The sequence below is a fragment of the Stappia sediminis genome, assembly GCF_009826895.1.
Taxonomy (GTDB): domain Bacteria; phylum Pseudomonadota; class Alphaproteobacteria; order Rhizobiales; family Stappiaceae; genus Hongsoonwoonella; species Hongsoonwoonella sediminis.
Window position 1 is genome coordinate 429038 of the sequence record NZ_WUMV01000003.1, and the last position, 12411, is coordinate 441448.

Consider the following 12411-nt stretch of genomic DNA (forward strand, 5'->3'; position numbering starts at 1 on the left):
ACTGCCGCATGGCGCGTTTGCAGATCGACATCGACTATCTCGCCGATCAATTGAAGAAACTGCTGGCGATACCATCGCCGACAGGCTTCACCGACACCGTCGTCAGGGCGACCAGCGAGGAGTTGAAGCGGCTTGGCGTGCCGTTCGAAATGACACGGCGGGGCGCCATCCGGGCCTGGCTGGACGGCAAGGCGAGCAACCAGCGCCGCGCCGTGATCTCGCACCTCGATACGCTCGGCGCGCAGGTCAAGCAGGTCAAGGATAACGGGCGGCTCGAGCTTGTGCCGATCGGGCATTGGTCGGCGCGCTTTGCCGAAGGCGCGCGCTGCACGATCATCTCCGATCGCGGCAGTTATCGCGGTACGATCCTGCCCCTGCGCGCATCGGGGCATACCTATGGCGAAGACGTCGACAAGCTGCCCGTCGGATGGGAATACGTGGAGCTTCGTATCGATGCCCTTGCCAATTCGAGGGAGGATGTTCTGCGCTTGGGTATCGAGGTTGGCGACCTTGTTTCCATCGATCCGCAACCAGAGTTCCTCGACAACGGCTACATCGTCTCGCGCTATCTCGACAACAAGGCCGGCGTTGCGTTGATGCTTGCCGCCCTTGAAGCGCACAAGCGCGAGAAGGCGGTTCCGACCGTCGATACCTACTGGCTTTTTTCCATCTCTGAGGAAGTCGGTGTCGGTGCCTCCGCCGTTTTGTCGCACGATGTCGCTTCGCTTGTGGTTGTCGACAACGGCACCAGCGCGCCGGGCCAGAATTCCTCGGAATTCGGCGTGACGATCGCCATGGCCGACCAGACCGGGCCGTTCGACTATCACCTGACGCACAAGCTCATCCAGCTTTGCCGGGACAACGAGATCCGTCACCAGCGCGACGTCTTCCGCTATTATCGCTCCGACAGCGCATCGGCGATCGAGGCGGGCGCGGATGTGCGCACCGCTCTTGCCACCTTTGGTGTGGATGCCTCGCACGGATACGAGCGCATCAACATGCATGCGTTGAGGTCCGTGGCGGAACTCCTGACCGCCTATACGCTGAGCCCGGTTCAGATCGAGCGCGATGCGAAGGAAATCGGTCCGATGAAGGGCTTTACCGAACAGCCCCTGGAAAAGGCCTCTCAGGACCTCGGGCCGGGCGACAGGACGAACGGGGATCCCTTCGTCGAAACGGAAGAGTAGCGGTCTTACGCCGACTTTTGCGAAAGCAGCCAGTCGCGCACCAGCGCGGCCGGCTTGTTGAGTGTGGCGAACTTAGGCCAGACCAGTTGGAAAGGCTGCTCGGTCTCAAGCACATGATCCGAAACGCGTAGAAGCAGCCCCGCGTCTATCAGGCGATCCGTGAGGTGCTTCCAGCCAAGCGCCACGCCCTGGCCCTCCATCACCGCCTGTATCACGAGCACATAGTCGTTGATCAGGAGCCCGCTTGCCAGGCTCGGCCGTGGAAGGCCGCTGTCGGTGAACCAGTCCGCCCAGTCGGTACAGGGGCGATAGGGTTCCTCCAGGTGGATTAGCCTGTGGCCCAAAAGCTCTTCGGCGCCGGCCGGCATTCCATTGCGCGCCACGTAGGAAGGGCTTGCCACCGGCTCGATGCGTTCAGGCGCCAGCACTTCGGCTTCATAGCTGTGAAAGATCCCGACGGGCGCGGAGCGAATGCCAAGCGGGATGTTTTCGGCAACGATATCGATATCCCGGTCGCTCGTCTGGATGCGCAGGTCGATATCGGGCAGGTCCTCGCGGAATTTCGCAAGCCGCGGCAGCATCCAGAAACTCGCGAAAGCGGTGGAGGCCGAAAGCGTCACATGGCCTTCGCTTCCGAGTGCGCGCAATTCCTCCGCGGATTTTCTGATGTGGCCCAGACCAAGCGAAACGTCGGAGTAAAACCGCGCACCGGCCTCGGTCAGTTCGACATGTCGATGGCGGCGGTGGAACAGCCGCACGCCCAGGCTTTCTTCCAGAGATTTGACGGCGAGGCTGACGGCCGCCTGGCTCATCGCAAGCTCTTCCCCCGCCCGCGTGAAGCTTGCGTGGCGCGCCGCCGCTTCGAAGGCGATAAGCGCGCTGGGCGAAGGCAGCAGATGGCGTAGGCTTTTCATAAGTAAACCTTATTCCAAAGATTAGAATTTAGCCACGTCACGATGATGGTCGAGGTTGATACCTTTCTTGTCATAAGTTCAGGTGAAGGGAGATCGTCATGGCGTCCTTGGATTTGGCCGAAAGCGGCGCGCGGGCAAAAAGAAGCGCGCGCGAAAGGCGCAAGGAGCGTCGCGCCACCGCAAGCCATTCCGCTCCCGCCTATATCACGCGGCAGATCCCGCCCTATGAGATCGTGGGCGAGGAAGGCCTTGTGCGAATTGAGAACGCGGCCGACCGCATCCTTGCCGAGGTCGGCATCGAATTCCGAGGCGATGATGTCGCGCTCGAACTTTTCCGAAAGGCAGGTGCGAAGGCGGATGGCGTGCGTTGCACGTTTGAGCCCGGCATGCTGCGGGAAATTCTCAAGAGCGCGCCGCGCGAATTCGTGCAGCATGCCCGAAACCCCGCTCGTTCGGTCAGGATCGGCGGGCCGCATGTGGTTTTCGCGCCTTCCTATGGTTCGCCCTTCGTGATGGACCTGGATCAGGGCCGTCGATACGGGACGATCGAGGATTTCAGGAATTTCGTGAAGCTCGCCTATAGCGCGCCCTGGCTGCACCATTCAGGCGGCACGGTCTGCGAGCCGACGGACGTGCCCGTGAACAAGCGCCATCTCGATATGGTCTATGCGCATTTGCGTTACTCCGACAAGCCGTTCCTCGGGTCGATCACGGCGCCGGAGCGTGCGGAAGATTCCATCGACATGGCGCGGATTGTCTTCGGGCGGGATTTCGTCGAGGAAAACTGCGTCGTCATGGGCAATGTGAACGTCAATTCGCCGCTTGTCTGGGACGGGACGATGACGGGGGCAATCCGTGCTTATGCCGCGGCAAACCAGGGTTCGGTCATCGTGCCGTTCATTCTGGGTGGCGCGATGGGGCCTGTGACGACGGCCGGCGCGATCGCCCAGTCCCTTGCCGAGACCATGGTCGGCTGTGCGCTCACCCAGCTCGTGCGACCGGGCGCGCCGGTCATCTTCGGCAATTTTCTCTCGTCCATGGCGCTGCGCTCCGGCTCGCCCACTTTCGGCACGCCGGAGCCGGCGGCTGGCTCGCTCGTTGTCGGTCAGCTCGCGCGGCGCCTGGGCTTGCCCCTTCGCTGTGCCGGTTCCTTCACGACTTCCAAGCTGCCCGATGCACAGGCGATGCAGGAAAGCGTGACGTCCATGCTTTCCGCCATTCATTGCGGTGCGAATTTCCTGCTGCACTCGGCGGGGTTCCTCGATGGTCTCCTTTCGATGAGTTACGAGAAGTTTGTCATGGACGTCGACTACTGCGGCGCGTTGCATACTTACCTTGCCGGTGTTCCGGTGGATGATAACGCGCTTGCGCTGGATGCGTTTTCGGAAGTCGGGCCGGGCAACCATTTCTTCGGTGCATCCCACACAATGCGGAATTATGAGACCACCTTCTGGGATACGGAGCTTTCCGACAACGATCCTTTCGAGACGTGGGAGGAAAAAGGCGGGCTGGATATGGCAACCCGCGCCAACGCGCACTGGAAGAAGCTGCTGGATGCTTACGAGGCACCACCTATCGATCCGGGCGTGGATGAAGCCCTGCTGGATTTCATGGCTCGCAAGAAGGCCGAAATGCCGGATGCCTGGTATTGATACCGGTCGTATTCGTGATTTGTTGCAAAATAGGATTCCGCTCTGCCTCTTCGAACCCGTGGACGTCGGCCAGGTGCTGCGGTCCTCCCGGGTAGCTTGAGTTCGGTGGACGTGGCGCGTAAGCGGTGCAGCGCTGCAACACCTTCGCGACATTCGCGAATTCGTTAGTAGATGCCCTTCGAAACGGCGGTATAACGTGTCAGAAGTTTCCTCACGGAACCGTCTTCTGATCTGGATACCTTGAACATGCCGCGATCGCTTTTCTCACGCGCCTGCCTTGCCGCCGCCTTGCTTGCAACCGCCTCGGCGGCGCAAGCGCAGGATGGAAACCTTGCGCCGGAAGACAGGCCTTTGCCCCAAAAGCAATATGTGCTTGATCTCGGCGGTGGGGCCATCGTTCAGCCGCGCTATCCTGGTGCGGACGACTATCTGGTCTATCCCTTTCCGATTATCGCCGTCGGACGGTTCTACCTGCCGGGTCTCGGGCAGGTCGTCGATGGGGATGTCGTCAAGCGCGGGTTCTTCTTCTATCCGTCGTTCGATTTCATCGGAGAGCGTAAAGCATCCGACTCTTCGGATCTGACCGGCACCGGCAAGGTCAATTGGGCGCTGGAACTGGGTTTGGGCGCAGGATACCGCTACGACTGGCTGCGTGGTTTCGTGGAATTGCGCCAGGGTATCAACGGTCACCACGGCCAGGTTGCGGATTTCGGTATCGATATCATCACGAACCCTCTCGACCGGGTCGAATTCAGCATCGGCCCGCGCGCGTCCTGGGCGTCGGAAGACTATATGGACACCTACTTCGGCGTCACCCCGAGCGAAGCTGCCGCATCTGGCGGAATACTCACTCCTTATGATCCGGACGCAGGGTTCAAGACGGTAGGTGTGGCGGCACGCGCAAGCTACGCCTGGAACGACAAGACGACCTTTCATCTCCAGGGCGGATGGGATCGCTTTGTAGGCGATGCGGATAACAGTCCGATCGTCACTCGTGGCGATGACGATCAGTTCTCCATCGGCATTGGCGTGAGCTATCGCTTCGGGTTCGATGTTTTTTGACCGGGTGAAAATGCCGCCGCCGCTTTTCGGCGGCGCAGGCGGTGTCCGGCCGGCATCAATTGCAGGTCTTTAACTTGATTCCCTTCGGCAGGCGCGTTTTGCTGTCGCCGCATGCATTGATGATGCGCTTTGGGTCCAGGCCGCGCACATCGGTGAGGTTGGTTCCCGAAAGCCGGGTGTGCCGCAACAGTGCGCCTTCGAGATTGGCGCCGGTAAGGTCTGCGTCGGAAAGGTCGGCACTCGTCATCCGCGCGCCGGAGAGGTTCGCTCCACGAAAGATTGCGCCTGTTGCCACCGCGCGGTCGAAGTCCGCATAGGGCAGACGTGCATCGGTAAAGTCGGCGCGGTCCAGCTTCGCACGCTCGAAATCGGCGGCATCCATTTTTGCGTCGCGAAATATCGCTCCGCCGGCGTTCGCGCGGACAAGGTTCACCGAGCGCAGATCGGCTTCGGTGAAATCGCTTCCCGAGATTTCCACTTCCGCCATGTCTGCGTTTCGCAGATCGACCTCGACCAGAATCGAGCCTGAAATATTAGCCTTTTCAAGGTCGATGCCTCGCATTTGGGCGTATGTGAAGTCGCTGCCGGAAAGGTTTGCGCGCTCCAGTTCCGCCCGTCGAAGGTCCGCTTGCCTGAGATTGGAATTGGTCAGCGTGGCGCCCTTCAGGTCTGCCTCTCGCATGACGGCCTTACTTAAATCGCCCTCATTTGTGTTGAGGTCGCGCAGTTCCGAAAGCTTCAGGTCGCAGCCGGGGCAGGAGCCGCTTGCCCGCAATTTGTCGACCGACACCTGATCGGCGCGCGCGAACTGGGCTCCGGACGCCATCAGGGCGAACAGGGTGGCGAATGCGGCGAAGCGAGCAACGCTCATCGGTTCCGTTCCCGGACTGACTACCTAGCCATAGATTTAGTGTATTCGACCCGCCTGGAAAAGGAGCCGTATTGCAGATGGACGTGAATATGGCGCCGGGCGAAGGTAAACGGCGGACATTGCGCGCCGTATCGGCGAAATAATATGCTACCCTCACGTAATAATGTTGTGCGCCGGATGTGGCGCCTCACGAAATTCGGGAGCGTATCCGGTTGTGGGGGAGTAGGTCATGCGTATCTTTCGCACCGCGGTGGCGTGCGTTTTCGTAACTGCCTTTCTCGCGGCATCTCCAATCGTACCTGCCGAGGCGGCAAGCATCGTCGCGCGAATAGATCTCTCCGAGCAACGAATGCGGGTCTACATAAATGGCTTTCCGCGCCACAGCTGGCCTGTTTCCACCGCGAGGCGCGGCTACAGGACGCCAATCGGCCAATTCCGTCCCGGCCGTATGCACAGACGTTATTTCTCCAGGAAATACGATGGCGCGCCAATGCCATGGTCGGTGTTCTTCTATCACGGTTATGCAATTCACGGCACGGATCAGGTCAAGTATCTGGGCCGCCCGGTGTCGCACGGCTGCATTCGCCTCCATCCGGCAAATGCGCGGCGGCTGTTCACGCTTATCGAGCAGAATGGAAAGAGGAATGCGCGAATCGTCGTAACGCGCTAAGATTTTGTTTACGAACTGGCGCTTCCACGCCTCGCTCTCGCGCAGGTTGTAGGTTAGGGTCCGTTCAAATGGGCATTCCGCTTCCGTTTGAAGCGCCATGCCAAGAGTGGCGGAACGAAGAAGGCGGCGGGGTCGCATTGCCGTCCTTCTTCGTTCGCCAATCGCTGACGACGCACAACCTGACGATCAGCGTGCCAATGATGGAGCAAAACCCTTGCCAAATCGTTGGTGCGCTGATTGTTCTATATGAAGTGTCGGCATTGTTGGAAACCACAATATCTGACGATTGTTAAGATTTGTGTAGTTCTCTTTGCATTGCGGACTGCAATGCAGGACGCAAGTAGCGGTAAATATCGGTTAATGTCTTAATTTTCTTAAGAATTTCAGTCAATTTCCGGGGGCGGGAGCCGCGGTTTGCGGCCCAGCTCGAAAAGCGCAGTCTCGCCGAGTTCGAGGCTCGCGGATTGCGGTTTGCGGCGCTACCCGAATTCTTCTCTGAGATCGATGGTCGAACGCTCGCCGATCGCATCATAGTTCTCGCGCGCCCATTCTTCCGCGGTCGCACGTCCGATGTCGCGAAGTTCGCTCAAGAAGGCCCACTCGGCATTGAGTTTCGAAGAGGACTGCAGCGGTTTAAGCTCTTCCGCGGTAATGCGGTGGACATGCACCTTCATATAGGTGTTGCGGTCAAGCTTGCCTTCCTCGATCAGCCGCGTGACGAAGTCGATCGCGCGCATTTCCCTCAAGAGCGTCGAGTTGAACGTGATCTCGTTCAGCCGATTCAGGATTTCGCGCGCCGAGCGTGGAGTTTGACGGCGTTCCAGCGGGTTTATCTGGATGAGAACCACATCGGGCGTTTTGGTGCCGTAGAACAGCGGATAGAGCGGCGGATTGCCCATGTAACCGCCATCCCAATAGGGTTCGCCGTCGATTTCCACCGCCTGGAAGAGATGCGGCAGGCAGGCGGACGCCATGACAGCATCCAGTGTGACTTCTTTCTCCGAAAAGACGCGGATCTTGCCGGTATGGACATTCGTCGCGGCAATGAAGAGCTTGATCTGCTTGCAGTGATGAACGGCATCGAAGTCGACGGCATCTGCCACGATATCGCGCAGCGGGTTATAGTTGAGCGGATTGAACTCATAAGGAGACGCGAACCGCGAGACGAGGTCGAACGCCAGGTAGCTTGGCGAAAAATCAAGGCTCCATTGCCCCAGCGCATAGTCGATAGGCGTGCGCTTGATGGGGCTTAGAAAGGCGCTTCGGCTCACCTCCTGCCAGAATTCCTCCAGCGCCTCGCGCGCGCCCTGAGCGCCGCCCAATTGATAACCGGACGCGAGCACCACGGCATTCATCGCACCTGCCGACGTGCCGGTAATGGCGTCGATCGCGAAATCCTCGCTTTCAAGCAGCCAGTCGAGCACGCCCCAGGTATAGGCGCCATGCGCCCCGCCGCCCTGGAGCGCCAGGTTGATCCTTTTCGGTGCGCTCACGGACTTCGCCAAGGCATTCATCTCCCATAAAGGCGATATCAGGCGCGGGCCGGCGTGCCGCCCGCGCTTTTCTCGCGCTTATTGCGCCGTCCAGCCGCCGTCCATCTGCAGCATCGTGCCGGTGATCGAGCTTGCCGCGTCCGAGCACAGAAAGATTGCCATCGCGGCGACCTGGTCGACGGTCACGAACTCCTTGGTCGGCTGCGCGGCCAGCAGGACGTCGCGCTTCACCTGTTCTTCGGTCATGTTGCGCGCCTTCATGGTATCGGGAATCTGGGCTTCCACCAGCGGCGTCCAGACATAGCCCGGGCAGATGGCGTTTACGGTGATTTTCTGCTGGGCGACCTCAAGCGCCACCGTCTTCGTCAGCCCGGCGATCCCGTGCTTTGCCGCCACATAGGCCGATTTGAAAGGCGATGCGACGAGGGCATGCGCCGAGGCCGTGTTGATGATCCGGCCCCAGCCCTTGCGCTTCATGCCAGGAAGGGCCGCGCGGATCGTGTGGAAGGAAGAAGACAGGTTGATGGCGATGATCTGATCCCACTTTTCGATCGGGAATTCATCGATCGGGGAAACGTGCTGGATGCCGGCGTTGTTGACGAGAACGTCGACCGCGCCGAATTCCTTGTCCGCATCCGCGATCATTGCCGCGATTTCGTCCGGTTTCGTCATGTCGGCGCCCGAATAGACGCATTTTACGCCGTATTCGCTCTCGATGCCGGATCTCTCCTTTTCGATCGCATTCGCGTCTCCGAAGCCATTGATGACGATATTCGCGCCTTCCCCAGCCATCGCCTTGGCGATTGCGAGTCCGATGCCGGATGTTGAGCCGGTTACGACGGCGGTTTTATTGGCGAGCATGCGATGTCTCCCGTGTTCGTGCGTCGCCGGCGTGCAGATGTGGCCGGCTTTCCGTGTTCATCCGCTGGCATATGAACGTAACATGCGTTGCACTGCAATATCGGGCGAAAGGCGTACCCGAAAGAGACCTGCTTCGGGGTTCGCTCAACCCTACGACCGTGCCGGATCGACTCTTTCGAGCATGATCTTGTAACCGCCCGTCAGGATGCCGATCGTCAGGGCGAGCGACAGGATCTGCAGTGCGACCAGCAGGATGCCCGATTTCAGGACGTAGTAGACGCCGAGAAACCACTGAAAGGATACAAGGTCCAGAAGCGCGTCGAGTATTTCCTGCGCCAGCCCCATGACGATGGCGATGCCGAACATGGCGAACAGCATCGGATAGCCGAGACTTCTGCTCATGCGCCATGCATCGCGCATGCCGAGCGGCCGGTCGACCGCACCCGCCGGCAGGATCAGGGAAAGCCGCAGGACGGCGGGAACGATCAGGAAAACGGCGGCGGCTCCGGTCAGGACGGTCAGCACGAGCATCGCGTTGGCCTCCGCGCCATCGGCTATGGCGCCGAAGGAATGGACGATGAAGCTGATCGCGAACATCATTGCGAAGGCGATAACCCCGACCAGGACGGCACGCCCCAGATAGGCCCATTCGCGCGCGCCGATCTTGAGGTGGGTGGTTCCCGGCATTTCATCCATGAGCAGGCAGCGGTGCCAGCTTACGGCGATGGATGCATTCGCGACGAGGGCTATCAGGATGACGACGATCGTCGCTGCACTTGTCAATTCCGGGTCGCCCTTCGATCCGATGAAGGCCATGACGGCGCTCGCAAGGGCGATCAGGATCAAAAACCATGCCCAGCACAGCCGCAGGAAAACGTCGAAGTTGTAATAGAGCGCCTTGAACGTTCCCTGAAGCAATCTGAATGTCGTACGCATGGATAAGTCCTTAACAAGTCTCAGTTTTCGCGTTCTGATTGCGTACGGGCTTCATCGTTATCAAGGCGTCATCAAAATATTTCGAATCCTATCCGCTGTCGCGGCCAAGGCGGTTTGCCATCTCGATCGTGCGCAGGGCTTGAGCGCGTTTTACGTCATCCGCCGAAAAGCCCACCTCTTCGGCGAATCGCTCCCGGACCGATGCATAGCTTGTGGCATGCGGGCTGGCGAATATCCATGTGACGATCACTCTCATGCCTGTTGGAAAAAGGGCGGAGCGAAATTGGGAGGCAAATCCGCCGTCCGGGGCAAGCGCCATGTTTATGGCGGGATTTACGGCGACAAGAACCAGTATATACCCCCAGCCGGCGGCGAGGAGCACGCCCAAACTGTTGTGTGCCGGATGAATGGTCCGGCTGAAGACGGCAAGGATCATCGCGGATTTCAGCCTTGTCGGTCAGCTTCTTCGGTGACCCGCGCAATTTGCGGCATCTTTCGCCTCTTGCCTAGGGTCCTGACGGGTATTAGGTCATGTACTCGTAAATCGGACGGCGATAGTCCGCAAATGTTTGGGCCATCCTCATGAAGAATATTAGCGACCAGATGAGTGACGCCGGCGGACCCGCCCCGCGCAGGGTTTCCGTGCCGGTTCGTGTCGGTTCGGTTACCGTCGGCGGGGATGCGCCGGTCGTCGTCCAGTCGATGACGAACACGGATACGGCGGATGTCGATTCAACCGTCGCGCAGGTCTCGAGCCTCGCCCGGGCGGGCTCCGAGATCGTCCGCATCACGGTGGACCGGGATGAGGCTGCGGCAGCGGTGCCCAAAATCCGCGAGAGGTTGGAGCGGATCGGCGTCTTCGTGCCGCTCATTGGCGATTTTCACTATATCGGCCACAAGCTCCTGGCCGATCACCCGGCTTGCGCCGAAGCACTCGCGAAATACCGGATCAATCCGGGCAACGTCGGCTTCAGGGACAAGCGGGATACCCAGTTCTCGCAGATCATCGATATCGCGCTGAAGCATGACAAGCCGGTCAGGATCGGCGTCAACTGGGGTTCTCTCGACCAGGAATTGCTTACCCGCCTGATGGATGAGAACGCTGAAAGCGAGCGGCCCGTTTCCGCGGCCGCCGTCATGCGGGAGGCGATTATCCGTTCCGGCCTGCTTTCCGCCGAACGCGCGGAAGAGCTTGGCATGGGGCGTGACAAGATCATCCTGTCGGCCAAGGTCAGCCAGGTTCAGGACCTTATTTCGGTTTATTCGGAGCTAGGCCGTCGGTGCGACTATGCGCTTCATCTAGGGCTGACCGAAGCCGGCATGGGGTCCAAGGGAATCGTGGCTTCGTCGGCCTCCATGGGCATTTTGCTGCAACAGGGCATCGGCGACACGATCCGCGTTTCGCTCACCCCGAAGCCGGGCGGCGACCGCACGCGTGAGGTGCAGGTGGCGCAGGAACTCCTCCAGACGATGGGCTTTCGTTCCTTCGTTCCCGTCGTTGCCGCGTGTCCGGGCTGTGGGCGCACCACGTCGACGGTGTTTCAGGAGCTTGCCAGCGATATCGAGGAAAACATCCGCTTGTCGATGCCGGAGTGGCGGGAGAAATATCCGGGCGTGGAAGCGCTCCAGGTCGCCGTCATGGGTTGTATCGTCAACGGCCCGGGAGAAAGCAAGCATGCCGACATCGGCATATCGCTGCCCGGCACGGGAGAAACTCCCGCAGCCCCTGTTTTTGTCGACGGAAAGAAGGTCGCCACTCTTCGCGGGCCCACGATTGCCGATGATTTCAAGCAAATGGTGGCGGACTATATCGAGCAGCGCTTCGGGCAGGGCGTGACCCCGGCCATGAAGTCGGCTTCGTGATCGGCACGCCGATGTCGTCCCGGCAGTCTGCTTCACCCCCCGCGATCCTTGTCGTTACCTCCCAGGTCGTCAGCGGCGCCGTTGGAGGGCGCGGGGCCGTCTTCGTTCTGGAACGGCTCGGTTTTCCCGTCTGGTTCGTGCCGACGATCCTGCTGCCGTGGCATCCGGGCCATGGGCGGGGAACGCGCGTGGTGCCTGCGGACGAGAGCTTCTCGGCACTTGTCGATGATCTCGCGAAGTCTGAAAGCCTTGGCGGTATTGGCGCCGTGATTACCGGATACCTTGGCGACGCCGGGCAGGCGGCGCAGGTCGGTCGGCTTGTCGATGCGGTCAAATCGGCCAACCCGCAGGCCTGGCATGTCTGCGATCCCGTTATCGGCGATGCGGGCGGGCTCTACGTTCCCGAACCAACGGCTGCCGCGATCCGCGAGGAGCTTGTCGCCCGTGCCGACATCGCGACGCCTAACCGTTTCGAGCTTGCGTGGCTCACGGGGTGCGAGGTCGATACCGAGGCGGATGCGATTGCCGCCGCACGCGCACTCGGGCCCGAGCGCGTGTTGGTAACGTCGTCGCCTGCGCTCAGGCGCAATTCCGCCTGCAATCTGCTGGTCGGCCCGAATGCCGTTATCGCTGCCGAGCACGGCCTCGTTCCCGATGCGCCGCATGGGACGGGTGATGTGTTCTCGGCGCTCTTTACCGCACGCCTGCTGGAAGGGCATGGCGAAGAAGGGGCCCTGAAGCGTGCGGCCGCTTCCACATTCGAGCTTGTGGCCCGTAGCGTCAAACAAGGCTCCAGCGAGCTTTTGCTTCATTCCGAGCAGGGTTCCATCCTTGGACCCATGGCGCTTGTTTCCTCGCGGAGGGTGCTGGAGAAACCGCGTATTGCATAATTCATAGAAGGG

Annotated in this window: 13 protein-coding genes; 7 read left to right on the forward strand and 6 right to left on the reverse strand. The window is 60.3% G+C overall.

Annotated elements, in window-relative coordinates:
* The first annotated feature begins 8 nt into the window (after nt 1–8).
* The gene (locus GR183_RS08875) at nt 9–1187 is read left to right on the forward strand and encodes an osmoprotectant NAGGN system M42 family peptidase (protein WP_160775246.1); all 1179 of its coding nucleotides are present in this window, start codon (nt 9–11) and stop codon (nt 1185–1187) included.
* 5 nt (nt 1188–1192) lie between these two features.
* Here the strand turns inward: GR183_RS08875 and GR183_RS08880 are convergent, their stop codons facing one another.
* Complete coding sequence (locus GR183_RS08880) at nt 1193–2101, reverse strand: LysR substrate-binding domain-containing protein (protein WP_160775247.1); 909 nt, start codon at nt 2099–2101, stop codon at nt 1193–1195.
* Nucleotides 2102–2199: 98 nt separating this feature from the next.
* Here GR183_RS08880 and GR183_RS08885 point away from each other — a divergent pair, with 98 nt between their 5' ends.
* Both GR183_RS08885 and GR183_RS08890 read left to right on the forward strand, forming a co-directional pair.
* Nucleotides 2200–3753 (forward strand): trimethylamine methyltransferase family protein, encoded by a 1554-nt coding sequence (locus GR183_RS08885; RefSeq protein ID WP_160775248.1) that lies wholly within the window; start codon nt 2200–2202, stop codon nt 3751–3753.
* Nucleotides 3754–3999: 246 nt separating this feature from the next.
* A complete protein-coding gene (locus GR183_RS08890) occupies nt 4000–4815 on the forward strand; it encodes a MipA/OmpV family protein (protein WP_160775249.1) in 816 nt (271 codons plus the stop codon).
* 55 nt (nt 4816–4870) lie between these two features.
* Here GR183_RS08890 and GR183_RS08895 read toward each other — a convergent pair whose 3' ends face one another.
* Complete coding sequence (locus tag GR183_RS08895) at nt 4871–5686, reverse strand: pentapeptide repeat-containing protein (protein ID WP_208999797.1); 816 nt, start codon at nt 5684–5686, stop codon at nt 4871–4873.
* 229 nt (nt 5687–5915) lie between these two features.
* On the opposite strand from GR183_RS08895, the gene GR183_RS08900 reads away from it, so the two are divergent.
* Together GR183_RS08900 and GR183_RS08905 are read left to right on the forward strand one after the other, a co-directional pair.
* Complete coding sequence (locus GR183_RS08900) at nt 5916–6356, forward strand: L,D-transpeptidase (RefSeq protein ID WP_160775250.1); 441 nt, start codon at nt 5916–5918, stop codon at nt 6354–6356.
* Between the two features lie 68 nt (nt 6357–6424).
* On the forward strand, nt 6425–6649 hold the full coding sequence (locus GR183_RS08905) for a hypothetical protein (RefSeq protein ID WP_160775251.1): 225 nt from the start codon (nt 6425–6427) through the stop codon (nt 6647–6649).
* Between the two features lie 186 nt (nt 6650–6835).
* On the opposite strand, the gene GR183_RS08910 is transcribed toward GR183_RS08905, so the two are convergent.
* The 4 genes from GR183_RS08910 to GR183_RS08925 all read right to left on the reverse strand — a co-directional run bounded on the left by GR183_RS08910 (nt 6836) and on the right by GR183_RS08925 (nt 10082).
* On the reverse strand, nt 6836–7849 hold the full coding sequence (locus GR183_RS08910; protein WP_312846804.1) for a patatin-like phospholipase family protein: 1014 nt from the start codon (nt 7847–7849) through the stop codon (nt 6836–6838).
* A gap of 78 nt (nt 7850–7927) precedes the next feature.
* Complete coding sequence (locus GR183_RS08915; RefSeq protein ID WP_160775253.1) at nt 7928–8710, reverse strand: 3-hydroxybutyrate dehydrogenase; 783 nt, start codon at nt 8708–8710, stop codon at nt 7928–7930.
* 150 nt (nt 8711–8860) lie between these two features.
* Nucleotides 8861–9646: a hypothetical protein gene (locus GR183_RS08920; RefSeq protein WP_160775254.1), complete on the reverse strand. Its 786-nt coding sequence runs from the start codon at nt 9644–9646 to the stop codon at nt 8861–8863.
* 88 nt (nt 9647–9734) lie between these two features.
* Nucleotides 9735–10082: a hypothetical protein gene (locus tag GR183_RS08925; protein WP_160775255.1), complete on the reverse strand. Its 348-nt coding sequence runs from the start codon at nt 10080–10082 to the stop codon at nt 9735–9737.
* Between the two features lie 167 nt (nt 10083–10249).
* On the opposite strand from GR183_RS08925, the gene ispG reads away from it, so the two are divergent.
* Nucleotides 10250–11509, forward strand: coding sequence for a flavodoxin-dependent (E)-4-hydroxy-3-methylbut-2-enyl-diphosphate synthase (gene ispG, locus GR183_RS08930; RefSeq protein ID WP_160775786.1), 1260 nt, complete (start codon nt 10250–10252; stop codon nt 11507–11509).
* Nucleotides 11506–12399 (forward strand): pyridoxal kinase, encoded by an 894-nt coding sequence (gene pdxY, locus GR183_RS08935; RefSeq protein WP_312846805.1) that lies wholly within the window; start codon nt 11506–11508, stop codon nt 12397–12399. The genes ispG and pdxY overlap by 4 nt, the downstream gene beginning before the upstream one ends.
* Nucleotides 12400–12411 lie beyond the last annotated feature (12 nt).

Coding starts and splice junctions, on each gene's coding strand:
- GR183_RS08875 (WP_160775246.1), top strand. CDS start 9: ATGGCGCGTTTGCAGATCGACATCGACTATCTCGCCGATCAATTGAAG.
- GR183_RS08880 (WP_160775247.1), bottom strand. CDS start 2,101: ATGAAAAGCCTACGCCATCTGCTGCCTTCGCCCAGCGCGCTTATCGCC.
- GR183_RS08885 (WP_160775248.1), top strand. CDS start 2,200: ATGGCGTCCTTGGATTTGGCCGAAAGCGGCGCGCGGGCAAAAAGAAGC.
- GR183_RS08890 (WP_160775249.1), top strand. CDS start 4,000: ATGCCGCGATCGCTTTTCTCACGCGCCTGCCTTGCCGCCGCCTTGCTT.
- GR183_RS08895 (WP_208999797.1), bottom strand. CDS start 5,686: ATGAGCGTTGCTCGCTTCGCCGCATTCGCCACCCTGTTCGCCCTGATG.
- GR183_RS08900 (WP_160775250.1), top strand. CDS start 5,916: ATGCGTATCTTTCGCACCGCGGTGGCGTGCGTTTTCGTAACTGCCTTT.
- GR183_RS08905 (WP_160775251.1), top strand. CDS start 6,425: ATGGGCATTCCGCTTCCGTTTGAAGCGCCATGCCAAGAGTGGCGGAAC.
- GR183_RS08915 (WP_160775253.1), bottom strand. CDS start 8,710: ATGCTCGCCAATAAAACCGCCGTCGTAACCGGCTCAACATCCGGCATC.
- GR183_RS08920 (WP_160775254.1), bottom strand. CDS start 9,646: ATGCGTACGACATTCAGATTGCTTCAGGGAACGTTCAAGGCGCTCTAT.
- GR183_RS08925 (WP_160775255.1), bottom strand. CDS start 10,082: ATGATCCTTGCCGTCTTCAGCCGGACCATTCATCCGGCACACAACAGT.
- ispG (WP_160775786.1), top strand. CDS start 10,250: ATGAGTGACGCCGGCGGACCCGCCCCGCGCAGGGTTTCCGTGCCGGTT.